This is a genomic window from Acinetobacter sp. YH12233 (assembly GCF_013417725.1).
Classification (GTDB): Bacteria; Pseudomonadota; Gammaproteobacteria; order Pseudomonadales; family Moraxellaceae; genus Acinetobacter.
This window is the reverse complement of record NZ_VPDK01000028.1, coordinates 14,001-38,017: the sequence shown is the minus strand read 5'-3', so window position 1 is coordinate 38,017 and position 24,017 is coordinate 14,001. Positions and strand designations below refer to the sequence as shown.

At 42.5% G+C, this 24,017-nt stretch carries 22 protein-coding genes and 2 pseudogenes; 5 read left to right on the top strand and 19 right to left on the bottom strand.

Annotation, left to right across the window (positions count from 1 at the left end):
- Positions 1 to 122 (bottom strand): annotated as a pseudogene (locus FTV12_RS12070) (IS982 family transposase); the annotation flags it as partial.
- Positions 123 to 516: 394 nt separating this feature from the next.
- On the opposite strand from FTV12_RS12070, the gene FTV12_RS12065 reads away from it, so the two are divergent.
- Positions 517 to 1,116, top strand: coding sequence for a hypothetical protein (locus FTV12_RS12065; RefSeq protein ID WP_180012314.1), 600 nt, complete (start codon positions 517 to 519; stop codon positions 1,114 to 1,116).
- Between the two features lie 36 nt (positions 1,117 to 1,152).
- Here FTV12_RS12065 and FTV12_RS12060 read toward each other — a convergent pair whose 3' ends face one another.
- The 7 genes from FTV12_RS12060 to FTV12_RS12030 form a co-directional block, all read right to left on the bottom strand.
- On the bottom strand, positions 1,153 to 2,520 hold the full coding sequence (locus FTV12_RS12060) for an amidohydrolase family protein (RefSeq protein WP_180012316.1): 1,368 nt from the start codon (positions 2,518 to 2,520) through the stop codon (positions 1,153 to 1,155).
- Between the two features lie 25 nt (positions 2,521 to 2,545).
- Complete coding sequence (locus tag FTV12_RS12055) at positions 2,546 to 3,466, bottom strand: ABC transporter permease (RefSeq protein WP_159123035.1); 921 nt, start codon at positions 3,464 to 3,466, stop codon at positions 2,546 to 2,548.
- 24 nt (positions 3,467 to 3,490) lie between these two features.
- A complete protein-coding gene (locus FTV12_RS12050) occupies positions 3,491 to 4,585 on the bottom strand; it encodes an ABC transporter permease (RefSeq protein WP_125278683.1) in 1,095 nt (364 codons plus the stop codon).
- 15 nt (positions 4,586 to 4,600) lie between these two features.
- Complete coding sequence (locus FTV12_RS12045; protein WP_179992551.1) at positions 4,601 to 6,202, bottom strand: ABC transporter ATP-binding protein; 1,602 nt, start codon at positions 6,200 to 6,202, stop codon at positions 4,601 to 4,603.
- Between the two features lie 111 nt (positions 6,203 to 6,313).
- Entirely contained in the window at positions 6,314 to 7,345 is a 1,032-nt protein-coding gene (locus FTV12_RS12040) for a BMP family ABC transporter substrate-binding protein (RefSeq protein ID WP_249365091.1), read from the bottom strand.
- A gap of 690 nt (positions 7,346 to 8,035) precedes the next feature.
- Entirely contained in the window at positions 8,036 to 8,521 is a 486-nt protein-coding gene (locus tag FTV12_RS12035) for a nucleoside deaminase (protein ID WP_159123033.1), read from the bottom strand.
- 118 nt (positions 8,522 to 8,639) lie between these two features.
- Entirely contained in the window at positions 8,640 to 9,695 is a 1,056-nt protein-coding gene (locus tag FTV12_RS12030) for a Rieske 2Fe-2S domain-containing protein (RefSeq protein WP_180034117.1), read from the bottom strand.
- 281 nt (positions 9,696 to 9,976) lie between these two features.
- On the opposite strand from FTV12_RS12030, the gene FTV12_RS12025 reads away from it, so the two are divergent.
- Entirely contained in the window at positions 9,977 to 10,918 is a 942-nt protein-coding gene (locus FTV12_RS12025; RefSeq protein ID WP_180034116.1) for a LysR family transcriptional regulator, read from the top strand.
- A 39-nt stretch (positions 10,919 to 10,957) separates the two neighbouring features.
- Positions 10,958 to 12,310: pseudogene (locus FTV12_RS12020) on the top strand (8-oxoguanine deaminase).
- A gap of 84 nt (positions 12,311 to 12,394) precedes the next feature.
- Here FTV12_RS12020 and hpxO read toward each other — a convergent pair.
- On the bottom strand, positions 12,395 to 13,552 hold the full coding sequence (hpxO, locus tag FTV12_RS12015) for an FAD-dependent urate hydroxylase HpxO (RefSeq protein ID WP_180001970.1): 1,158 nt from the start codon (positions 13,550 to 13,552) through the stop codon (positions 12,395 to 12,397).
- 213 nt (positions 13,553 to 13,765) lie between these two features.
- Here hpxO and alc point away from each other — a divergent pair, with 213 nt between their 5' ends.
- The gene (gene alc / locus FTV12_RS12010) at positions 13,766 to 14,770 is read left to right on the top strand and encodes an allantoicase (protein WP_180001969.1); all 1,005 of its coding nucleotides are present in this window, start codon (positions 13,766 to 13,768) and stop codon (positions 14,768 to 14,770) included.
- A gap of 12 nt (positions 14,771 to 14,782) precedes the next feature.
- On the top strand, positions 14,783 to 15,280 hold the full coding sequence (locus tag FTV12_RS12005; RefSeq protein WP_175967571.1) for an ureidoglycolate lyase: 498 nt from the start codon (positions 14,783 to 14,785) through the stop codon (positions 15,278 to 15,280).
- Positions 15,281 to 15,333: 53 nt separating this feature from the next.
- Here the strand turns inward: FTV12_RS12005 and FTV12_RS12000 are convergent, their stop codons facing one another.
- The 10 genes from FTV12_RS12000 to FTV12_RS11955 form a co-directional block, all read right to left on the bottom strand.
- Entirely contained in the window at positions 15,334 to 16,047 is a 714-nt protein-coding gene (locus FTV12_RS12000) for an outer membrane protein OmpK (protein ID WP_180012320.1), read from the bottom strand.
- A 121-nt stretch (positions 16,048 to 16,168) separates the two neighbouring features.
- On the bottom strand, positions 16,169 to 17,524 hold the full coding sequence (locus FTV12_RS11995) for a nucleobase:cation symporter-2 family protein (RefSeq protein WP_125278692.1): 1,356 nt from the start codon (positions 17,522 to 17,524) through the stop codon (positions 16,169 to 16,171).
- Between the two features lie 34 nt (positions 17,525 to 17,558).
- On the bottom strand, positions 17,559 to 17,879 hold the full coding sequence (gene uraH, locus FTV12_RS11990) for a hydroxyisourate hydrolase (RefSeq protein ID WP_180012322.1): 321 nt from the start codon (positions 17,877 to 17,879) through the stop codon (positions 17,559 to 17,561).
- Positions 17,876 to 18,379, bottom strand: coding sequence for a 2-oxo-4-hydroxy-4-carboxy-5-ureidoimidazoline decarboxylase (uraD, locus tag FTV12_RS11985; RefSeq protein ID WP_180012324.1), 504 nt, complete (start codon positions 18,377 to 18,379; stop codon positions 17,876 to 17,878). Before uraD ends, uraH begins: the two co-directional genes overlap by 4 nt.
- Before the next feature lie 142 nt (positions 18,380 to 18,521).
- The gene (puuE, locus tag FTV12_RS11980; RefSeq protein WP_180034115.1) at positions 18,522 to 19,487 is read right to left on the bottom strand and encodes an allantoinase PuuE; all 966 of its coding nucleotides are present in this window, start codon (positions 19,485 to 19,487) and stop codon (positions 18,522 to 18,524) included.
- Between the two features lie 85 nt (positions 19,488 to 19,572).
- Positions 19,573 to 20,406, bottom strand: a complete 834-nt coding sequence (locus tag FTV12_RS11975; protein ID WP_180012328.1) for a DUF2971 domain-containing protein — start codon at positions 20,404 to 20,406, stop codon at positions 19,573 to 19,575.
- Between the two features lie 186 nt (positions 20,407 to 20,592).
- The gene (gene ureC, locus FTV12_RS11970; RefSeq protein WP_180012330.1) at positions 20,593 to 22,293 is read right to left on the bottom strand and encodes an urease subunit alpha; all 1,701 of its coding nucleotides are present in this window, start codon (positions 22,291 to 22,293) and stop codon (positions 20,593 to 20,595) included.
- A gap of 33 nt (positions 22,294 to 22,326) precedes the next feature.
- Entirely contained in the window at positions 22,327 to 22,638 is a 312-nt protein-coding gene (locus FTV12_RS11965; RefSeq protein WP_004785857.1) for an urease subunit beta, read from the bottom strand.
- A 9-nt stretch (positions 22,639 to 22,647) separates the two neighbouring features.
- A complete protein-coding gene (ureA, locus tag FTV12_RS11960) occupies positions 22,648 to 22,950 on the bottom strand; it encodes an urease subunit gamma (protein WP_004785859.1) in 303 nt (100 codons plus the stop codon).
- Between the two features lie 160 nt (positions 22,951 to 23,110).
- Positions 23,111 to 23,986: an urease accessory protein UreD gene (locus FTV12_RS11955; RefSeq protein WP_180012331.1), complete on the bottom strand. Its 876-nt coding sequence runs from the start codon at positions 23,984 to 23,986 to the stop codon at positions 23,111 to 23,113.
- Positions 23,987 to 24,017: the final 31 nt, after the last annotated feature.

Sequence of the window (24,017 nt, the reverse complement as noted above, 5' to 3'; positions counted from 1 at the left end):
CTCAAGTGAGCGGTTCGGACTCTGGAGAAACGACGACTTTGTTTAAGGAAATTCCAGTAGGTTGCTTCAAATTTAAGAAAGAAATCATCAATTACGCAAAATAATTCGGTACTATTAAACATCGGGACTAGAGTTTTAAGTTTTGTGTGGTAACTCAACTGATGGCTCTAGTCCTCTTATTTTTCAAGTCAATTTTTTATCCGCGATTCGGGTTATCAATATTCTTATTAACCACCTTATATAAGTTTTATCTTTTAATGGGTGATATTGAGTAAAACGAGTAATGATCATTAACTGAATTGAATCGCTACAAAATATGTAACGATTCTAGTTTAAAACCAAATAAAAAATATTTTAATAATAATTATTAAATTTAAAAACAATAATTTATGTCAGTAAAAGTATATATTTTACTTTAAAATCTTCCCAAATATCCCCCCTCTTTTCCTGCTTGCAATTAAAGCTTTTCAGTCACATGATTAAGTGATCAAGGCTGTATATCAAGTGAGTAAAATCATGACGCCTGAACAACGCTTCCAAGCCATTTTGGCCCAATCCAAGCAGCATGATGAAGAAAAATCCCAGCGCTCAAAGCTGGAAAATAACCTGATCGTGCTCAGTCATGAACTAAAGGAACTCGCAGAACGCATTGAGGAACAAGTCACTGATCTCATCTTCGCTGAAATGGATCATTTTCTAGAGTCCCAAGGCTGGAATTCAGAATTTATTAATACCAGAAATAAAAGATATACCCTGAATGAAAAAAATATTTATCTCAGCGCACTTAAGCCAACGATTGGAAAATTTTTATTTGTGATCAAGCATGACCTATTTGAAAGTACTGAACATCAGGTGGAAGCCTGCTTTAAGGATAGTACGACCTTGAGTCATTTTAAAACTGCCATGCAAGGTGGAGATCTTAAAAATGATATTCCGATCAAGGCGCTTGAAGAATGGTTAAAAGGCTTGCAGTTAACCTTGCAGAAATTAAAAGCTGAAAGTAACAACCTCCAGGCTGATGGTCTGACCTATGAAGTAATTAAGGTCGGTCAGATCCATCATAAAAGACTGCCTAACTTTATCGAAGCCTTTTTATCCATTCTGGAGCATAGATAAGCCTGTTTAAAGTTAGGGTTGGTTTTTAAACTTTATTTACAGGCGCTGTAATTCATTGACCGCACTTCCTTGTTCTGCGAGCCATTTCGCGCGTCGCTGGAACAAGGCTGGAGCAGCCTGATTGACCTGATCAATTAAGATTTGTAGATCAGCACGTACCAGTTTTCGGTTTTCTACCACCACTTGGCCGTTCACCATGGTCATATGCACATCTTGTCCTTGGACTGCATGCACCAGATTGGTATGTAAATTAAATAGTGGTCCCTGATTAATTAAAGGCGTCATTCTCGGTGTCGCAAGATCTACCGCAATAATATCAGCAAATTTCCCAGCTTCTAGCGAACCAATCTGATCCTGCATGCCTAAGGCTTTGGCACCTGTCCGAGTTGCCATCTGACAGACAGACCATGAATCCAGTGCTGCAGCATCCAAACCGGAAAACTTCGCCAATAATGAAGCAGTTTTCATTTCTTCAAACATGTCTAAATTATTATTTTCTTTCTCGCCATCAGTACCTAATCCTACAGCAATGCCATGTTTAAGCATTTCCGTAATGGGTGCAGCCCCCGAGGCGAGTTTCATATTTGAGATCGGATTATGTGCGACACCAACATTATAGTGTTTTAAAATTTCGATCTCTGCTGAATTGGCCCAGACACAATGCGCTAACAGGCATTGAGGTACATCCAGCATGCCCAATTGTTCCAGCGTCTGGATCGGGCGCACGCCATAACGTCGAAGGTTTTCTTCAACATCAAACTTGCTTTCGTTGCTATGCGTGTGAAAACCCGTCTGATATTCATGACACATTTTCTGGATACGTGCCAAGGCTTTTTCTTCAGCATAAAACAGATGTTCCAAGCCAACCCAGACCTGAATTCGCCCATTTGCAGCTTGATGCCATTTTTGAATTAAAGCTTCATTACTATTGAGGGTTTCAAAATAGTTGTGATCTGGATGTTCAGCCACATATGGCACCAGCACTGCACGTATACCGAGTTGCTGTGCGGCCTCAGCACTACCTTCCATATAACGCCACATATCCACAATGGTAGTCGTGCCGGATAGCAGCGCTTCGGCATAGCAGAGATAAGAGGCAATTTTGGAATCTTCGGGAGTCACTACCCGATGCATCGGATCAATAAACTGCTGCAGCCAGTCCCAGACCGGTAAACCCTCGGCTGTACCGCGCAGTAAACCTGAGTGACAGTGGGTATTGATCAAGCCCGGCATCAATAAACTTTTGGGATACTGGTCAACTGCAGCTTCAGGATATTGCTGAGTTAATTCCTGTAATGTTCCTACTTGTTTAATAAGAGCGCCATCAATCAGGATGGCACCATCTTTAATACAGTCCAGGTTTGAATTCATGGTCAGGACATAATCTGCGCTCATAATTTTCATAAAGTAATTCCTGAGATTTGTCCGGTTAAGGGCTAAAGGTTTTACCGAGTGATGCTGGTAAATTGAGTTTCAATAACTTCTTGTCGCGTGAAATGAGGACTAAGACGACAATGGTTGCGATATATGGCAATGCCGATAACAGTTCATTCGGTACTTCTAGACCCAGAGCCTGGGCATGAAACTGCAAAATCGTTACACCACCAAACAGATAGGCACCCAACATCAAACGCGTCGGTTTCCATGCAGCAAAAACCACTAATGCAATTGCAATCCAGCCACGTCCTGCAACCATATTTTCAATCCACATCGGCGTATAAACCGTCGACAAGAATGCACCACCAATACCAGCCATTGCACCGCCAAACATGACTGCACCATAGCGAATCGCCAGCACGTTATAGCCCATGGCATGTGCGCTTTCCGGAGATTCCCCTACTGCTTTCAGTAACAGGCCTAAACGGGTTTTACTCAGTACCCACCACACCAGCACAAAAGCAAGTATGGACAGATACACCACATAGTTTTGCTGGAACAGGACTGGCCCTATGAATGGAATATCTGCGAGTCCCGGAATTTTTAGGTTTTCCAGACCCGGTAAGGCAGTACTGACATAATTCTGTCCCAGAAAGGCTGAAATCCCAATCCCAAAAATAGTGAGTGCCAGACCACAGGCGGATTGGTTGGTGCTTAAAGATAAGGTAAAAAATGCAAAAATCAGTGCCATCAATGTGCCTGCCAATCCGCCCATAAATAAGGCACTGGCGACACTGGCTTCATACTGGCTAGCGAAAGCAAATCCAGCAATGGCACCGACCAGCATCATGCCTTCTACCCCAAGATTGATGACACCGGTACGCTCTGCTACCAGCTCACCCAGCCCGGCAAAGATCAATGGCGTTGCCGCAGCGACAGTTCCGGCAACAATTGCGGTTAATTCAATACTCATGTTGTTATCCTTCTTCTGTCTGGATCAGGCTGCTTGCGCAGTGGTCATGGTTTTTTTGATTTTCTTTTTGGTAAAACGGTAGCGGTTTTCAATCAGGGCATCTGAAGCCAACAGGAAAAATAAAAGCAGGCCCTGGAAAATTCCGGTAATCGCGACTGGGAGTTGCAACTGCATTTGTGCCAGTTCACCACCTAAATAGATCAGCGCCATCAGGAAACCTGAAAGTACGATTCCAATTGGATTTAGTCGGCCCAGATAAGCCACAATAATGGCTGCATAACCATAACCTGGTGAAATATTCGGATTGAGCTGGCCGATTGGACCTGCAACTTCACAGATTCCGGCAATCCCCGCCATCAGACCTGAAATTCCCAAACTTAACCAGATGGCTTTTTTTGCTGAAAATCCTGCATATTGAGCTGCCAAAGGTGCCTGACCACTGACTTCCAGTTTATAAGCCATCAGACTCTTACGGATAAAAACCCAGAACAGCACCACTGCGATGATCGTGATAAAAATTGAGGCGTTAATCCGTGTGCCTTCCATAATCAGCGGCAGGGTCGCGCTTTCCGAGAACATTAAGGATTGTGGAAAGTTCATGCCATCTGGATCACGCCATGGACCATTGACCAGATACATCAGCAGGAAAAATGCCACATAGTTCATCATTAAGGTGGTCAAGGTTTCTTGCGCATTAAAATGGGTTTTTAGCAGCGCTGGAATCAGGCCCCAAATTGCACCACCAATCGCACCCATAATCACCATTAAAGGTAAAATCCACCAGCCGATCTGCTCATGAAACAGGATGGCAATACCACCGCCAAAGATGGCCCCCATAGCCAACTGCCCCTCAGCACCAATATTAAACAGACGGGCACGAAACCCAACAGCCAGACCCAAGGCAATTAAAATCAGCGGACTGGCTTTAATTATCAGTTCACTCAGGTTATAGACTGAGCTTAGCGGCTCAATAAAAAAGATATATAAAGCCTGAGCAGGATTCACTCCAAGCATTAAAAACAATAGGCTACCTACCGCCAGCATGGCGAGTAATGCAAGCACAGGTGAGAGCCATTTCATTAATTGAGAAGGATGTTCTCTAGGTTCTAATAAATGCATATTTACACCTCTTCTCTACGCATGCGCTTCATGGACAGGCTCGGATTCAGCCAATATTGCTGGATCTGCCTGAATACCTGACATGAGCAGGCCAATCTGTTCTGCATTGGTATTTTTAGCCGGGACAGGTGCCGACAGCTTTCCACCAGCCAGAACACAAATCTGGTCGCTAATTTCAAACAGCTCTTCCAGCTCTTCTGAAATCACTAAAATCGCAACACCTTGACGGGAAAGATCAATCAGGGTTTGACGGATAAACATCGATGCACCGACATCAACACCCCAGGTTGGCTGGGAAATAATTAATACTTTGGGCTGTTGCAGGATTTCACGCCCCACAATAAATTTTTGCAGATTCCCGCCCGAAAGGCTGCGCGCTTCCGCTTGTGGTCCTGCAGCTTTTACCCCGAATTTTTCGATACATTGCTGGGCAAAAGTGACAGTTTTCTCAAACTGGATAAAGCCCCATTTGTTTAAACCCTGACGAAAGGCAGTTAACAGGGTGTTTTGTGCCAGCGTCATATTCGGCACAGCACCGCGACCTAAACGCTCTTCCGGGACAAAACCCAAGCCTAGATCACGCCGCTGGCCTGCACTGAGTTCAGAAATGTCATGATCTAGTAGAAAAACCTGACCTCTTTTCGCCGTTTGCTCACCGGAAAGCAGTGCTAGTAATTCAGATTGACCATTACCCGAAATACCGGCAATGCCTAGAATTTCACCCGAATTCAGGTTAAGTTGAATATTGGATAAGGACACGCCAAAAGGATCATCAGTTTCGTAATTCAGGTTTTTCACCTGAAACAGCGTGCGATGTTCGCCTGTATATTCAACATGCGCATACGTCGGCAATTCCCGGCCAATCATTAATTTGGCCAGTTCACTGGTACTATTTTCAGAAGGCAATACATAGCCGGTGACTTTGCCATTACGCAGAATCGTCGCTTCATCACAGAGTTCTTTGATTTCATGTAATTTATGGCTGATATAAAGAATTGAAACACCTTGCGAAGCCACCAGTCGCAAAGTTTTAAATAACTGACGTACCGCTTGTGGGGTTAATACGGAGGTCGGTTCATCTAAAATGAGTAAGGAAGGATTTTGGAGTAGACAGCGGATAATTTCGACCCGTTGTCGCTCACCAATCGATAAAGAAAAAACTTCACGCCGTGGATCTACCGGTAAGCCATATTGTTCTGATACTTCGGTGATTTTAGCCGCTAAGCTTTTCAGGTCTATTTTCTCATCCAGACCTAATAAAATGTTTTCAGCTACGGTCATGGTTTCAAATAGGGAGAAATGCTGGTACACCATGCCAATCCCCAGTTTCCTGGCCATCGATGGACTTTCTATCTGTACTTCTTTGCCATTCCAGACGATATGACCGCTATCTGCTTTGGTCGCGCCGTAGATGAGTTTCATCAAGGTACTTTTACCAGCACCGTTTTCACCCAGGATGGCATGAATTTGCCCAGGTTGGACTTTTAAATTAATACTGTCATTTGCTTTCAATGAGTTATAGCTTTTGCTGATATTGATCAGCTCCAGTCGTGGAATTTGCTGCTCATTGAGCGATGACGTTTCGATGTCATTTGACATGTGAGGCAGATCGCTCATAACTCAGTCTCCACTCATTTTGGCCCAGTCCATAAAGTGATTCATGGACTGGGGGATGATTTTTCAGGATTTACTTTCTTTTATTTTTAAGTCATACACATAGTGAAAGGATTATTTAGGTAATGAACCTTCAACTCCTTTCACATAGAAGTTCATTTTTCCAAGCGCTTCATCTGTCATTTTGCCGCCTTTGGCAATCACCAAAGTTCCATCCTGTTTATAGATTGGGCCCTGGAATGGATGTAATGTGCCTTTATGAATCGCACTTTGTGCATTTAAAGCAGACTGTTTCACCTTGGCAGGAACAGCAGGTCCGAAGTTTTCAATTTTCACTGCATCCTGTTTTACGCCATACCAGAGAGCGGCAGGTTTCCAGGTTTTATTAGCCACTTGCTGCATTGCTGGCGTATAAATTTTTTCCCAGTGCAGTACTGAAGCAGCCAGATGCGCTTTAGGACCAAATTTGCTCATGTCTGAATCCCAACCAAAGGCATAAACGCCTTTTTGCTGGGCAGCTTGCACAACTGCTGGCGAATCTGTGTTTTGCATCAGCACATCAGCTTTTTGAGAAATCAGCGCCAAAGCCGCATCACGTTCTTTACCCGGGTTAAACCATGAGTTCACCCAGATGACTTTGGTTTTGACTTTAGGATTGACGCTTTGTGCACCCAAGGTATAGGCATTAATATTACGAACCACTTCCGGGATCGGGAATGAGGCTACGACACCCAAGGTATTAGTTTTGGTGGTTTGCCCTGCCACTACACCCAGCATGTAAGCACCTTCATAGGTACGTACATCATAGATGCCTAGGTTTTTCCCCTGCTTATAACCGGTCGCATGCATGAATACGGTATTGGGGAACTGCTTCGCGACTTTTTCCATCTGGTTCATATAACCAAAAGAGGTCGCAAAAATTACTTTATTGCCCTGCTGTGCCAGATTACGAATCACACGTTCAGCATCGGCCGTTTCAGGTACATTTTCGATATAAGTCGTTTTAAATTTTCCGCCCAAAGCTTTTTCAGCTTTAATACGCCCCTGATCATGAGAATACGTCCAGCCATGGTCACTGGTTGGTCCAATATAGACAAATGCAGCTTTATCGACTGCAAAGCTCTGACTACTGATCCCCAAACCCATAATTGCAGCCGCAATTACAGGCAGTGAAAATTTTTTCATTATCTTTTTATGTTTGGACATATTCAGCATAAATTGCCTCCGTGAATGCCATTTGAGTTTTATAAATAGCGGCTTTAAAAGATCTGAATCGACATCAAAAATTTTACTGATTGCTATATTTCTATTAATTAGCAACTTCTATTCCAATTCAGTTCAAAAAATAGAACAGGTGGATTGCAAGACACTTATAATTTTTAGAATGATCTGTTCTTTTATTTATTTTTATAAATTACAATTATTTACTACCAAGTATTGAGTATAAAAAAGTTGAACAGTTAAGAATATAAGCCGAGAAATATAGATATCAATCTAAGACAATGAGTAAAGTTGCTAGAAAACCAAGCTCAGCTCAAGGTTGAGAAATTAATAAAGTTGAAAATTTAAAAATTCTTGTGATTTTCTTTTGATCTGCGCTAGATAAGTGCGTCAGCTCTAAATCGTGTGCGCCAATAAATGGCTTATAATTGGCAATGCACTGAATGAATAAAATGGATTTTTAAAAATAGAAAATTAAGGAAAGTATTTTTAGAAAATAGAGACTGGATTGCAGGGTTTTAAATTGAGCCTACAATCCAGAAAATCTGTTTTTATGGTCTTATAAATAATATAAATAAAATGAAGTAGAATTATAAAAAGAATAATTTCAAATCTTCACCGAGATGACCAGAAGTCTTTTTGCAATTGAACCGTTTCCTGTTCAAGTTCCATGATTGGTCCAATCAGCTCAATATTCTTCTGACCATGAGCAAAAACATACTCAGCAGAAACACTCATAGTCGGATTCTCATTGTGGTTTCCAGTACATTGCAATAATTTTTCTTCGGTCATGGCATAGACCACCCGCCCGATATTGGCCCAATAAATCGTTCCAGAACACATGCAGCAAGGTTCAACTGCCGTATATAAGGTGCATTCAGCCAGATAATCCGGCGTAAAATTGCTGGCTGCGATCCGGGCTAAAGTACTTTCTGCATGGTTGACCGTATCAATATTACATTGGGTCAGTAAAACCGTTTCATGATCAGGTGCAACCAGCACCGCACCAAAAGGATGATGGCCTAAAGACATTGCCCGCTTGGCAACCTTATTGGATAATCTTAAAAAAGATAGCATTTGCTCATGGCTAGGCTGTGGCATAAATTACTCTAAAATTAGTAGTTCAATGGTCATAGCTCCTCTAAAAAGAGGATTTTCGACATATATGGAATAAAAAAGCACCCCAACAGACCAGGGTGCATAAAGGAGGAAATTTAATTTAAACAATATAGCGTTTGCTTAGGCCCCATTCCCCCAGAATGCGGCGATAAGTTGTCGAAGAACGGTCAGCTTCAAAATGTGCTTCCATAGTGATATCCAAAGGTAATTCTTCTGGTTTCTGGCTTTCGACCATGTCCTGATCTTCAGCAAAAATTTGTGCGTTAAAATCGTAAACCGCTTGCAGATCACCAGTCGTATCAAAATTACGGGTCAATGGCACAAATAAACGGGTTTGATTATGAGATACCGGACAGCAGGCATTTAGAATTTTCAGGATGCCATTTTCCGGAAAATGCACCGTTAAAATCGCTGAAAATGGTGGATAAACATCAAACACACGTTTCCACAAAAATCCTTCGGGTGCCAGATGCTGCAAGCCATGTGGATAGTTGCTGACATCGCTAACATATTCTGTATGCAAGCCATAAGGAGTGCGCAAAGTGGAATACTTTTGCACGATCGGATTATCACGTGAAGCGAAAGATTCATGATGCACCCAGGCAAAATGCGCCACATCAATAAAGCCTTCCAGCTGCCGGCCACTTGAACCACCGATATCAATAAATGGCGGTAAGATGGATTGGTGCTCTTCACTGTCCCAGGTATCCAGATCAGGGAAATTAGCTTCTGATTCATCCCGGCTAAACAGACTGGTCCAGACCAGACCATATTTCAAGACCACTGGAAATTTGGTTAAGGTAAAACGATCCGATATGTTCGTCAGTTCTGGTTGAGCCGGTATTTTGGTGCATTTTCCTTGAGTGTTGTAATGCAAGCCATGATAAGGACAAATGATTTCTTCACCCTTTACCCAGCCTTTGGTTAATGGCACACCACGATGCGGACAGATATCACGAACCAGATGAATGCTGCCACTCTCAGTTTGATATAGGGCCATCTTCACATCCAGAAGTTGTACCTGCTGTGGCGTAGTACTCACATCCTGAATACGGGCAACTGGATACCAATGCTGAGCCAGGATATTCCAGTCTGATGGGTCAAAGCCGCTACAGTGCGGTTGACTGAATAAATTAAGCACCGGGATCGCATTCATAGTTCACTCACAAATATTTATTGCATGACAACGGCTTAAATTTTTATTTCATTAAGCTGCCTTGTTGTTCTTTTATAAAATTAGCCAAATGCCTGTTCTACTGTCTATTAGAATGTTTCGTAGCCCGTGTTCCAAAAAATAGAACACAAAACTTTTACTGTTCCATTTCTTTGAAAATTGGCACAGAAATCGCTTATCCACTTACATAGAACCAGAATCACTTAGTTTCTAGCTGAAAATTATGTGATTAAAACGATGTGCAGGTGGATTGACGTGATTTTATGAATATTACTTTTTCAAGATTTTCAGAATATTTTATTGCCGTAGCCAAAACAGGCAGCCTCAGAAAAGCAGCTGATCAGCTTTATATTTCTGTCTCCGCGATTCATCGTCAGATCACTCTGGCAGAAGAAGAATTTGGCATCGTGCTTTTTGAACGGTTGCCGAGTGGCCTGAAGCTGACATTAGCGGGTGAATTGCTGTATGCAGATTTACTCAAATGGCAAAAAGAATTCCATCAGACCTGTGTACGTTTTGATGAAATTCAGGGTTTATCACGCGGCAGCATTGAACTCGGACTCATTGCGGCACTCAGTGACGGTTTCGTTTTAGATTCTCTACAATATATGTATGAAAACTATCCCTGGATCAATTTCAATATCCAGATTCAGGAAAGTGATACCGTCTCTAAAATGATTATGGATGCTGAAGTTGATTTTGGCATTCTGCTCAATCCTAAAAGTCATAATCAGCTCGAAGTCATGTCTTTTGTGGAAATCCCGGTTGGATTTGTGATGGCCAAATCTCATCCTTTAGCTCAGGCAGAAAAAATCTATTTTTCCGACACTTTATACTTTAAGCATCTCATTCCCTGTGCCCCTTTAATCATTCATGACTATGTCTATAGCCTGTATAAACATCACCAATTTATGCCACAGCAAAAGCTGGAGTGTAATGACATTCGCATGATTACCTCTCTGGCAGAGCGCAACTTAGGGATTGGGGTACTGTCCTATATCGATGCTTTGCCTTATTTAGAACGTGATGAACTGGTGTTTAAACCGATCATTGAAAAAGGTATGCATCCACTGACCCTTGCCCTTTGTGTGGCACCGAAACGGCAAATTTCCCATATCTCACAAATCATGATGAACCATCTGATCGACCAGATGGAAGATTTGAAAATCAAATTACAACAGCTCAATGCCTCATGTGCTGCCTGATTCATGTGCAGCACAAATAAAACTTATTGGAAAAAAGATATGACAACCTTATGGATTAAAAATCCTCTTGCTGTATTTACCGCAAATGATCTGGATGCCCGTGGTGGCTTGGTCATCCGCGATGGCAAAATTATTGAACTGGTGGCTTTGGGACAAACCCCAGCATCGCCTTATGACCAGTTCTTTGATGCCCAGAATTTGGTGATTACACCGGGACTGATTAATAGCCATCATCATTTTTATCAGACCTTGACCCGTGCTTGGGCTCCCGTGGTCAATGCGCCGCTATTTCCATGGCTAAAAACCTTATATCCGGTCTGGGCCAAATTGAATACTGAACAGCATTATCTAGCCACTCAAATTGCATTGTCTGAATTACTGCTTTCCGGTTGTACCTTTGCTGCGGATCACCATTATCTGTTTCCACAGCAGCTGTCCGATGCCATTGATGTTCAGGTTGAAGCATCAGAACAATTAGGGATTCGGGTCATGCTGACCCGAGGTTCCATGAGTCTGGGTGAAGATTCTGGTGGCTTGCCACCGCAGCATACCGTACAGGATATGGACACCATTCTGCTGGACTCAGAACGGTTGGTGCAGAAATATCACCAGCGTAGTGCTGATGCGATGGTCAATATTGCGCTTGCACCATGTTCACCATTTTCAGTCACCCAAGAAATTATGCGAGAAAGTGCTGCACTGGCAGAAAAACTGGATGTACGTCTGCATACCCATCTGGCCGAAACACTGGATGAAGAAGAATTTTGTCTGTTTAAATTTGGCATGCGCACCGTCGATTATCTGGAAAGTGTAGGCTGGCTTAATTCCAGAACCTGACTGGCGCATGGCATTCATTTTGATGCCGATGAGATCCAACGCTTAGGGCGGGCTCAAGTCGGTATCTGTCATTGTCCGCATTCCAATATGCGTCTGGCTTCAGGGATTTGTCCAACCATGGATCTACTGGAAGCAGGAGCAGTCATTGGTCTAGGTGTGGATGGCTCTGCTTCGGGTGATGCGTCTAACCTGATTCTGGAAGCTCGGCAGGCGATGTATTTACAACGTTTAAAATATGGTGCAGAAGTGATTACGCCTGAACGTGCTTTAACCTGGGCCACACAAGGCTCGGCACAGGTACTGGGACGTGAAAAGCACCTAGGACAAATCGCAGCAGATTTTCAGGCAGATTTAGCTTTTTATAGTCTGGATGATGTGCGTTTTTCAGGGATTCATGATCCGATTGCCGGCCTGTTACTGTGCGGTGCAGACCGTGCCGAACATGTCATGGTGAATGGACAATGGGTCGTTAAAGACCGGGAAATCCTGAATCTGGATCTTGAAGCGGTTCAGGCTGCACATCGTCAGGCAGCGAAAGCTTTACTTGCGGCCTAAAAAATCTATTAGCGAATTGCTGTTATTTAAATATAAAAAGCCCTTCGATATGAAGGGCTTTTTGCCAAGAGATTAAACGCAGAATTAATCTAAAGGATTGCCAATAATATTGCTGATAATCCCTTTCATGATATGCGGTCCCTGCTCTTTACGCAGTTCCTCATACCATTCTTTGGTCACGGCTTCATCTTTCATATGTGTCACATCACAGCGTTTACGTGCACGCAAGACCAGCTCATTGGCACGCTCATTGCGTTTGTTCTGATAGCGTTTCAAGGCATCTTCCAGACCCAGCGTATTAATCTGTAAAGAACGAGCCAGATAGATTGCATCTTCCATGGCCTGGCAACCACCCTGACCAATATCCGGTGTGGTGCTATGTGCGGCATCACCAACAATTACAACACGACCTTTATAGAACTGGGCAAACGGTTCAATATCATGAATTTCAACCCGATTGGTTTTCTGTTCATCCAGCGCGTCAATCAGATGCTGAACCGGCGCACACCAACCTTCAAAATACTGTTTCAATAAGGTTTTATATTCTGCCCGATTATTCTCTAAACCGACCGGCAACGGTACATCAAAGAAGAAATAGAATTTTCCGTCTGCCACAGGCATCAGCGAAACGCGCTTACCTTGTCCGACAAATGTGGTCCATTGATCTGCTGGAGTAAGCTTTTCTGAAATTTCTACCAGACCATTCCAGTTGACATAACCGGCATAGCGACGAGAAACCTGTTCGCCCAGTACATAGGCACGGGTAATGGAATGGGTTCCATCTGCGCCAATCAGTAGGTCTGTTTTAATTTCTGTACCATCCGCAAATTTAACCAGAACACCGTCTTTCTGTTCTTGCAGCTCAACCATCTTCTTGCCCAGCTGAATATCTTCACGGCCAAACTCGTCCATCAACATGTTCTGTAAATCAGCACGTGCCACCGGATATGGACGTTGTCCCACTTCTTCAATCAAAGGCAATAAACTGAACTGGGTCATGGTGTCGCCCGTCAAACCATCAATATAGGCCAGCTGATCCATCTGACCACCGAGCTTGGCCACCTGCTCAGTTAAGCCCAGATAATTCAAACATTTTACCCCATTTGACCAAAGTGAAATTGCCGCGCCCACCGGTAAAATCTTTTCTGCCTGTTCATAGATGGTGACTTTATGCCCAAACTTTTTTAGTGCAATTCCTGTGGTCAATCCCCCCATCCCTGCACCAATAATTGTAATCTCCATCTATATGCTCCTCTCAAAATTGTGTTTCTTCCTCCCTGTGTAGCTAAAAGCGTGCCATTTCGAAAATAATGCACTGATTTTTCTCAAAAGTTGGCACAAGCCGTGCATTCATCTATTCATTAAAAACCTGTTTTTATAAGGTCTTTCAGCAGAATTACAGACTTTTATAAAAAATTAGATTCACGTTAAACATAATTTGAATGGAAGATAGTTATGGCAACATTATTTGCACCCATTTTCGAGATCCCTGCCCATATCCAGCAGCTTACCAACTTGGCTGATAGCCGGATTGGTGCAGAAATTCTTGAATGTTCAGATGATTTTTTTGCTGAAGCAAAACGAATGTTGCAATTTGATGCACCAATTTTTGTTGAAGATAAATTTGATAATCATGGCAAATGGATGGACGGCTGGGAAACCCGCCGCAAGCGTCATGCCGGCTATGACTGGGCGATTGTCAAACTGGGGGTAGCTGGAACCATCAAAGCACTAGATATTGATACCACATTCTTTACCGGAAACTATCCAGCTTCTGCTGCAGTTAAAGCCTGCTATGCACCAAATGGTGACTTAAGCACCGCAACCTGGCACTCAATTTTACCAAACAGTATATTAGGTCCGAGCCAGCATCATATTTTTAATATTGATTCAGACGAAGTCTTTACACATGTACGCCTAAATATTTTCCCTGACGGGGGTGTAGCTCGCTTTAAAGTCTATGGTGAAGTAAAAATTCAGGTTCAGGACAGCAATCAGGTGATTGATCTGGTCGCTCTGGAAAATGGCGGTCGTGTCATTGCCTATAGTGATGCGCACTTTGGTCATCCACGTAATCTGATTAATCCGGGGCGTGGCATCAATATGGGTGATGGCTGGGAAACCAAGCGCCGTCGTGCACCCGGCTTTGACTGGTGTATCTTGGCTCTGGGTCAGAGTGGTCAGATTGAAAAAATTGAGATTGATACCGCGCATTTTAAAGGTAACTTTCCTGCTCAAGTCTCTATCCAAGCGATTTATATTGAAGATGCGACTGACCAGCAGTTAATTCCGCAAAGTATGTTCTGGCCATTCCTGCTTGAAGCACAAGAGATGCAGATGGATCATATTCATAGCTTTGTTGAGGAAATCTTAAAACAGGGAAAAATTTCTCATATTCGGGTGAACATGATTCCGGATGGTGGCATTAGCCGGATTCGACTGTGGGGAAAAGTTGCCTGAGTAATTATATCTATGAGCATGCAAACCATAAAAATACAGCCCTTAACTGCTGAAAGTTTCTTGCCTTATGGCGAGGTCATTGCCTGCGAAGGCAATGATTTTTTCCATATTAATGATCAGCAGACCGAGCGTTATCATGCTCTGGCGGTTGCTGAAACAGATGCTAAAGTTGGTCTAAGTATTTTTAGAAATATTCAGACTACAGCCATTCCCTTTGCAATCGAAATGCTGGAACGTCACCCTGTCGGTTCACAAGCGTTCATCCCGATGCAGGGCCAGAAATTTCTAATTGTGGTTGCGCCTAATCTGGATCATGAAAAGCCTGATCTCAGTCAAATTCAGGCTTTTATCAGTAATGGTACACAAAGTGTAAATTACCGTGCCGGTACCTGGCATCATCCTTTGCTGACCTTTGAAGCTCCGAGTGATTTTGTGGTGATCGATCGGATCGGCACTGGTCCAAACTGTGATGTTTATACTTTTCCTGAAAAGATTTTTATCGAAAATTAAGCCCATTAAAAAGCCCTTATTGATAAGGGCTTTTTAATTTCTTATTTCTTATTTTAGAAATGATATTTCACTAAAGCACTCACGTTATTTTCATCTGCATCCGGAATACCGTATTTGTTATTCCAAACCGAATGCTCAATACCGAGATATAAATTGGTGTCAGGAGAAATATGCTTGCCGACATTCCATTTCCACTGAGTCGTCCAGTTCATCTCGCTCGCATGATCATCTTCAGCAGTTGACCAGTCCAGGAAGCCATCTACCAGGAATTCTTCTGTACCCAGTTTAAATGGCACACCATAGGTCAAGGTGAGCTGATAGTCGTCTTCCATATTTTCGTTATTTACACGATAAAGATTCACGCTGGCATAATTGAATTTTGGAATAGCCAGGTCGAAACCTACACCGTACAGGAAGTTATCAAAACCTTCACCACCTTCCCAAGTCGTTGCGACCAGCACATCTTTCACTGGACCGAATGCCAGCTTTTGACCTGAAACTTCACCCAGACTTAAACGTGGTGAAAATTCAAAATAGCTTGATTTAATATCATCGGAACCACGCATACGGTCAATGAAAAAGAAGACATCTGCATATTTAACTTTTGCAGCGTATTCAACAGTTAGGGTTGCCTGTTTTTTATCTACAACTTCATAGTTTTCCCCATAAAGCCCAGTAACGCTAAAATCCTGCCAGACTGGTTTTGCCTGTGCAGATGCTGCACCCCATGCAAGTAATGTTGCAGCAGCAACTTGAGTAAATTTCATAAATAAGGTTCCCCAATGGAATTAAAAATCTCATTCTGGATTAAGCAAGAACAAAGCCAACTTTTTTAATTTTTGATAAAAAAGCCCATGACTGGCATGGGCATATGGAGGAAATCATACTTTAATGCAGCGTTTCTGCAATCTTTTCCGGAACCTCTGTTTTCGACTTGAACATTTGCAGATGATTAAACAGAATGTTTAAAAGGATCGCCATTAAACAGGTTGAACTGATGCCAGAATGAAATAGGGTTTGAAACCATTTTGGAAAATTAGCATAGAAAGAATAGTCAATAATCGGGATCATGCCGGCTGCAATTGAAGTTGCAACAATAATCAAATTCTTTTGCTCGTTATAATCAATTTTTGCCAGAGTTCGGATGCCGCTTGCAGCCACTGTACCAAATAGCACCAATCCTGCACCACCAAGTACCGGAACCGGAATTGCGGCGATTAGTCGGCCCATAATTGGAAGTAATCCCAAAACCACTAAAATCATACCGCCAGCAGCGACCACAAAACGGCTTTTAATCCCGGTAATGGCTACCAGCCCGACGTTCTGTGCAAAAGCACTTTGCATGAATGAACCAAAAATCGGTGCAACTGCACTTGAGAACATATCTGCACGCAGACCATTGGAAATACGTTCTGAATCTACTTTGGTTCCAACAATTTCACCTACAGCAATAATATCAGCTGTTGTTTCAGTCATAATCACCAGCGTCACGATCAGCATGGAAATGATTGCACTGAGTTCAAAAGTTGGCATGCCGAAAGCAAAGAAACTCGGAAATTGTACCCATGCACCATTGCCGACTTTACTAAAATCGCCAAAACCAAACAGATAAGCCAGCATTGAACCCAATACGATCGCCAATAAAATAGACAGGCGACGAATCGAGGCATTTCTACTCAAGTTTAGACAGATCACAATGGCCAAGGTCATCACGGCCAAACTGATATTTTCTACACTTCCCCATTCAGGTGCATTTTTATTGCCCCCCATCATCCAGCGAACGGCTACGGGTAAAAGTGATAAACCGATAATCGTGATCACACAGCCGGTCACGACTGGCGGGAAAAAACGGATAATTCTAGAAAAATAAGGCGCAAGGAAGAAACCAATTAATGAAGCTATGATGACTGCACCATAAACAGCTGATAAGCCGCCACCTGTAGTTACAATCGCCACCATCGTCGCCACACCCGCAAAGGAAACCCCTTGTACCAGTGGCAATTTAGCCCCGATATATTTCACTCCAATGGTTTGTAAAATCGTAGCCAGACCGCCAACAAACAATGCAGCCGCAATCAATAAACCGATTTGTGTAGCTTCCAAACCTGCGGCAGTACCCACAATGAGTGGTGGTGCGATAATACCACCGTACATGGTCAATACATGTTGCAAGCCATAGGCTGCACTTTTGCCTGCGCCCAGATATTCATGTTCTGGTGAAATGTTGGTGCTTTGTTCTGTCATTCTTTTTCTCTCCCTGAAAGCTTGAATAAAAAAATCAGCTTCCGCGATATGTGGAGTACGCGAATGGGCTGATCAGTAAAGGAATATGAAAGTGCTGAGAGGCATCTTTCACCTGAAAATGAATGACTGCTTTAGGAAAGAAAGTTTCTAGACCTAAGCCTTCAAAATAATCAGAAGTAGCAAATTCAAGACTGTATTTACCTTCCTCAAATTCGGTTAAACCAAAATCTGTGACTCGACCATCTGCATTGGTAAATGCTTTTCCGAGTAATTCACCTTTTTCATCAAAGAGTTTGATTAAAACATGTGCTGCAGGTTTGCCGAGATGCGTATCTAAGATATGAGTGCTGATCATGCTTGCAGCTCCTGTGACAGTCTTAATAAAGCGATTTCCGCCAGTTGCGTATGAACAATACCTTTTTCAGTTTCCGGATCATTAACTAAACGGTCTTTCAAGGCATTCAGCACTTCTTGGCTATTTAAACCAGCCGCTTTAATCAGGAAGATATAGCCATATTTTTTTTCATAAGCAATATTGCCTTCTAGCAAAGCTTGCTGAGTTGCTTCGTCCTGAGTTATCGCAGCCTGTTCACGATTGGAAAAGTTTTTTTCAACTTCGCTTAATTCAGCCTGTGCCTTTTTTTCACCAATACGTGGATGATTATCCAAAGCTGCTTTGATTTCGTCCCAGGTCCAGGTTGCAGCCTGTTGTCTGGCTATATTCAATACATCTTCAACAGATGCATAAGGACGCTTTGCTTCAATCTGGGTCGACCAGCTCGGTATTTGCACACAGTGCTTTAAAAAGGTAATGGCCTCTTCTGGAGATGCCTGATTAAATTCAACGAGTTGCACTATTAAATCGCCTGATGATATTCATTTTTTGTTCAGTACAGGTTTTGCAATAACAGTGCCAAATCTTTTTGATCTTATATTTTTATATGATGTATAAAGCAAAAAAAGAGAACTCAAGGTTCTCTTTTTTAATATATTTTTCTCAGTTTGGTGCGTGATATTTATACCAATGTGCTGCAATATCACCCCGTCGGCAAATCCACACCTTTTCATGACCTTGCACATAATCGAGGAACTTTTGTAGGGCTTTGAAGCGTCCCGGCCGCCCTAAAATACGACAATGCATCCCAATCGATAACATTTTTGGTTCAGTTTCACCTTCAGCATAGAGCACATCAAAGGCATCTTTTAAATATTGATAGAATTGCTCCCCACTATTAAAGCCGCCCGGTGAACTAAATTTCATATCATTGCTTTCTAAAGTATAGGGGATGATCAAATGAGGGCGTGTTTCCCCTGCCTGATTGGTCAATGTGCTCCAAAATGGCAAGTCATCTCCGTAGTTGTCGCAGTCATATTGAATCTGAGGAAATTCAGCCAGTAATTGACGGGTATTTGGACTATCCCGACCGGTATACCAACCAATCGGTGCTTCGCCGAACAGGGTTTCCAGTACGCTAATCGCCTGATCCATATACTGGCGTTCAAGTTCAATCGGCATGTCCTGATAATGCACCCAGCGCTGACCATGTGACACTACATCATAATTGGCTTCTTTAATCGCTTCGACTATATAAGGATTGCGGATTAAAGCCATCCCAACCCCAAAAATAGTCATCGGCAGATTACGCTTTTTAAACTCATTGTGAATCCGCCAGAAACCTGCACGTGAGCCATATTCATACATAGAATCCATCGACATGTGTTTGTCTGGAAAGCTGGCTGCGCCAATAATGTCAGATAGAAACTGTTCTGAACCGGCATCACCATGTTCAATGTGGTTTTCACCACCTTCTTCATAATTCAGTACAAACTGAACTGCGACACGGGCCTGATTAAGCCATTCTACTTTTGGTACATCGCCATGATAGCCAATCAAATCACGTGAATAAGGCTGGTTTCGAATTTGACCTATGAGTTCTTGTCCGCGTAGATATGTGCTGGTCACGTTTAATCCCTGATGTGTTATATCAAACAGTAAAATTGAATAAGCGTGACAAGCAATTTATGCGCCAAAAAGGTTCATTAAATTTTCATGAAGTTTCATTAATAGTTCGATCTAATCTAGGATGATTAGGAACTGTAAGACCATAATTATTGAATATTCTTTCTACTCTAAAATAGGGAATTTTATTTTTACTACATATCTTTTTAAGTTTTTCCTCATCTTTGGATGAAATTTTAATTCCACCAATTACAGTACAAATTAAATCTGTATAAGGAATTTTTTGGATCGGTTCATTTGTATAAGGTCTTAAAATTCTAAACTCTTTTTCATAGCTCCATTCTTCAGATTTCGTTGTATAGATCTCTAATATTTTCCATTTAGGGTTTAAACGATCCTTTAATGTAATTAGTGGCATTTCATTAGAATATCTTATAGGAATAGGTAAAAAGTTCTTATATTTTTGACTAGATATAAGCATATCTCTTTTATGAAATTTAAATTCTGTTAAAAAACCTTTATGAAAATCTGCATAATGAGACCACATAAGAATATTAAGTGGGTTGTGGTTTAAGCAGCAGATTCCCATGCGACTATTAATATCTTGAAAATAACTAAGGTTATTTATATCTTTAGTTTCTATCTCTTTTAATTGTTTAGCTAACTTTTGTGCCTCCTCCATAGCTATATTTATACGGCAGTATTTCCAAAATATATTTTGTACTTCTTCCGCTGAGTGATGGTAACTATCATCCACAGCATACACACAGTCTAAAGGATCATTAAATTTTTCAGGCTTTGTAAAACTTATAGTCCCTTCTGTTAGAAGCTTTAATCGACTATCAGTAATAGGCTGATGTTTATATAAATATATGTAGTTTTCATCTTGATAAACGAATGGATATTCTAAAATATTGAGCAAATTAGCAAACTCTATCTAATCTATTGAATTAGTAATCTATATACTTTTTAAACATACTCATCAAGATCAAAAATAAGAAAATACCCCTCATCCTAACCTTCTCCCAAAGGGAGAAGGAACTTTCCAAGAATTTATTTAAATAGTGGAAATTCCCTCTCCTTTAAGGAGAGGGTCAGGGAGAGGTAATTAAAACAAGAAATACCTTTGCGCCATCGGCAACACTTCCGCTGGCTCACAAGTCAAATGCACACCATCAGCACGAACTTCATAAGTTTCTGGATGCACTTCCATCACAGGACAGTAATTATTATGTTTCATATCCTGTTTAGTTACCTGGCGTGTCGCCTTACATGGTGAAATCAACTTTTTCAGACCTAATTTTTCATGTACGCCATTCTCAATTGCGACTTGCGACAAGAACGTAATACAGGTGTTATGCACTCCACGCGGATAAGCCCCAAACATTGGACGATAATGCACAGGCTGTGGCGTTGGAATAGAAGCATTAATATCACCCATCGGCGCTGCTGCAATCATCCCACCTTTGATAATCATGGATGGTTTCACCCCAAAGAATGCAGGTTTCCACAATACCAGATCAGCTAACTTACCTTCTTCAACAGAGCCAATTTCATGGCTTAAACCGTGAGTAATTGCAGGATTAATCGTATATTTGGCGATATAACGTTTAACCCGATTATTGTCCCTATAGGCTGTATCACCTTCCAAAGGCCCACGTTGCACTTTCATTTTATGCGCCGTTTGCCAAGTCCGTAAAATTACTTCACCCACACGACCCATCGCCTGAGAGTCTGATGACATCATGGCAATCGCACCCATATCCTGCAATATATCTTCTGCAGCAATGGTTTCGCGTCGGATACGGCTTTCTGCAAAGGCCACATCTTCTGCAATCGCTGGATCTAAATGGTGACAGACCATCAACATGTCTAAATGTTCATCGATGGTATTGACGGTATATGGACGAGTTGGATTAGTTGAAGATGGCAATACATTCGGTTGACCAATGGCTTTTAGAATGTCCGGTGCATGTCCGCCACCTGCACCTTCAGTATGATAAGTATGAATGGTTCGATTTTTAAAAGCTGCTAAAGTTTCTTCTAGAAAGCCACTTTCGTTTAGTGTGTCAGTGTGAATCGCGACCTGCACATCGTACTGGTCGGCCACAGTCAGACAGTTATCAATCGCTGCTGGTGTCGAGCCCCAATCTTCATGCAATTTTAAACCCACTACACCAGCTTTAATTTGTTCTGCAATTGGCTCTGGCTGGCTCAAGTTACCTTTACCCAATAAACCAATATTCATTGGTAAATCATCAATCGCTTGTAGCATTGTGGCAATATGCCAAGGCCCTGGAGTCACGGTTGTCGCAGAAGTTCCAGCTGCCGGACCTGTACCGCCGCCGACCATCGTGGTTGTGCCAGACATCAGTGCCGTTTCAACTTGCTGCGGACAGATCCAGTGAATATGGGTATCAATTCCGCCAGCTGTTAATATTTGTCCTTCGCCAGCAATGACTTCTGTAGCCGCGCCAAGTGGAATAGTAATATTTGGCTGAATATCCGGATTACCGGCTTTACCGATTTTCCAGATTCGACCATTTTTTAAGCCTATATCTGCTTTAACAATGCCCCACCAGTCGACAATCAGCGCATTTGTAATGACAGTGTCAGCCACTTCAGATGACAAAAGTTGTGATTGACCCATACCATCACGAATGACCTTGCCGCCACCAAATTTAACTTCTTCACCATAAGTGGTGAAATCCTGTTCGACTTCAATGAATAATTCAGTATCAGCTAGACGAACACGATCTCCTACAGTCGGTCCAAACATTTCGGCATAAGCACGACGTGACATTTTCATGATTTATAAACCTTTATAATTCTGCTGCAATTTTTATGAATCGAGCTTGCCCATGATTCGCCCGGCGAAACCGTAAACCTCACGTTTACCTGCTAGTGCAACCAATTCCACATCACGTTTTTGCCCTGGCTCAAAACGAATCGCCGTACCAGCAGCAATATTTAAGCGAAAGCCTTTGGCCAGCTCACGATCAAATTGCAAGGCATCATTGGCTTCAGCAAAGTGAAAGTGTGATCCGACCTGAATCGGTCGATCACCAATATTAGCAACAGTCACTTTCAAGATTTCCCGACCGACATTCATTTCAATATCGCTCTCAGGTGTAAAAATTTCCCCTGGAATCATATGCTGCTCCTATACGATCGGTTGATGGACAGTGACCAGTTTTGATCCATCTGGAAAGGTTGCCTCGACCTGCACTTCTGCAATCATTTCCGGAATGCCTTCCATGACATCATCACGTGTCAGTAAAGTCGTACCGTAATGCATCAACTCACTGACCGTCATGCCATCACGCGCACCTTCAAGCAATGCCGCAGAAATATAGGCAATGGCTTCTGGATAATTCAGTTTTAAACCACGAGCTTTACGACGCTCTGCCACCAGACCCGCAGTAAAAATCAGCAGTTTATCTTTTTCTGTAGGATTGAGTTCCATAACTGGTTCCTCATTGATATATATGTATTTCTAAGCAAAATATGTGCAAGATTCGATATTTGGTGTTCTCTCCCTTTGGGAGGGAGTTAGAGGGAGGGTTTTAATAAATGTTTAATCACCTCTCCCTAACCCTCTCCTATAAGGAGAGGGAATTAAAGGATTACGTCCGCCAAATCCTCGGAAATGCCTCATCCAGACCGAACCAGTAACGTCTTAATCGAGCGCGAATTGCAGCAAAACCATCATGGCATTGACGGACATCATCTCCCAGAAAACGTGCACTAATTACATCGCTAAGCAAAGTCAAGGTAATCGGTACATCCATCCGCATAATAAGCTCACGAATTAAATCGAGATGCTGTTCCAGATAAAAACTCGCGCGATATTTTTCAGGCGGTACAGCCCAGAAGCTACCCATCACCGCATGTCCATTCATACCTAGACATGAACTGAGCCAGCGGTCATTGCCCTTAAAATTCAAGGTGTCTGCAACCAGCAATATGTCTTTGCGCCAAAGCTGAAACCGGTTTTGATAAGCTCCCTGTGCAAACTGCTCATCTCGTGCCTGACGGCCGATCACCAGCATATCCCAACCAATAAAACTGGCTGCTGCATCTAAGTGGACGATTGTTTCGGAACTGGCATTAGCGCCATCAAATAGCATGGTTTCTTGAGGCAGCCATTCAAAAATCGCATTGTCATTTAAACGGATATGAATGTGCTGAAAGGCCTGCTTGCCATTGGTTCTGTACCACTTACCCGCACCTGGTGTGGTCACCAAGGCATGAGCATTAGCATCTACCTGCATATCAAAAGTGAGATGATCCCCACCGGCAATCCCTGCTGGCGGATGCACGATAATGGCATGACAGATTCCGTTAGATTCAGGCCATAACATTTTCTGGATGCGTACCGGTCCATGATGCTTGCGGTGCTGCAAAATGGTTCGCGTAGTCTGTTGCTGCGCCTGAAATCCCATTTCCAGACGTGCATACCATAAGTTCTGCTGCGTGCTTTTTTCTGCCAGTTCGTGCATCAACAAATCAACTCAATTTCATCTGCGAATA

Bases quoted from the DNA above. Each gene is read 5' to 3' on its own strand.
- FTV12_RS12065 (WP_180012314.1), top strand. From the start codon at position 517: ATGACGCCTGAACAACGCTTCCAAGCCATTTTGGCCCAATCCAAGCAG.
- FTV12_RS12060 (WP_180012316.1), bottom strand. From the start codon at position 2,520: ATGAAAATTATGAGCGCAGATTATGTCCTGACCATGAATTCAAACCTG.
- FTV12_RS12055 (WP_159123035.1), bottom strand. From the start codon at position 3,466: ATGAGTATTGAATTAACCGCAATTGTTGCCGGAACTGTCGCTGCGGCA.
- FTV12_RS12050 (WP_125278683.1), bottom strand. From the start codon at position 4,585: ATGCATTTATTAGAACCTAGAGAACATCCTTCTCAATTAATGAAATGG.
- FTV12_RS12045 (WP_179992551.1), bottom strand. From the start codon at position 6,202: ATGAGCGATCTGCCTCACATGTCAAATGACATCGAAACGTCATCGCTC.
- FTV12_RS12040 (WP_249365091.1), bottom strand. From the start codon at position 7,345: ATGGGTTTGGGGATCAGTAGTCAGAGCTTTGCAGTCGATAAAGCTGCA.
- FTV12_RS12035 (WP_159123033.1), bottom strand. From the start codon at position 8,521: ATGCCACAGCCTAGCCATGAGCAAATGCTATCTTTTTTAAGATTATCC.
- FTV12_RS12030 (WP_180034117.1), bottom strand. From the start codon at position 9,695: ATGAATGCGATCCCGGTGCTTAATTTATTCAGTCAACCGCACTGTAGC.
- FTV12_RS12025 (WP_180034116.1), top strand. From the start codon at position 9,977: ATGAATATTACTTTTTCAAGATTTTCAGAATATTTTATTGCCGTAGCC.
- hpxO (WP_180001970.1), bottom strand. From the start codon at position 13,552: ATGGAGATTACAATTATTGGTGCAGGGATGGGGGGATTGACCACAGGA.
- alc (WP_180001969.1), top strand. From the start codon at position 13,766: ATGGCAACATTATTTGCACCCATTTTCGAGATCCCTGCCCATATCCAG.
- FTV12_RS12005 (WP_175967571.1), top strand. From the start codon at position 14,783: ATGAGCATGCAAACCATAAAAATACAGCCCTTAACTGCTGAAAGTTTC.
- FTV12_RS12000 (WP_180012320.1), bottom strand. From the start codon at position 16,047: ATGAAATTTACTCAAGTTGCTGCTGCAACATTACTTGCATGGGGTGCA.
- FTV12_RS11995 (WP_125278692.1), bottom strand. From the start codon at position 17,524: ATGACAGAACAAAGCACCAACATTTCACCAGAACATGAATATCTGGGC.
- uraH (WP_180012322.1), bottom strand. From the start codon at position 17,879: ATGATCAGCACTCATATCTTAGATACGCATCTCGGCAAACCTGCAGCA.
- ureC (WP_180012330.1), bottom strand. From the start codon at position 22,293: ATGAAAATGTCACGTCGTGCTTATGCCGAAATGTTTGGACCGACTGTA.
- FTV12_RS11965 (WP_004785857.1), bottom strand. From the start codon at position 22,638: ATGATTCCAGGGGAAATTTTTACACCTGAGAGCGATATTGAAATGAAT.
- ureA (WP_004785859.1), bottom strand. From the start codon at position 22,950: ATGGAACTCAATCCTACAGAAAAAGATAAACTGCTGATTTTTACTGCG.
- FTV12_RS11955 (WP_180012331.1), bottom strand. From the start codon at position 23,986: ATGCACGAACTGGCAGAAAAAAGCACGCAGCAGAACTTATGGTATGCA.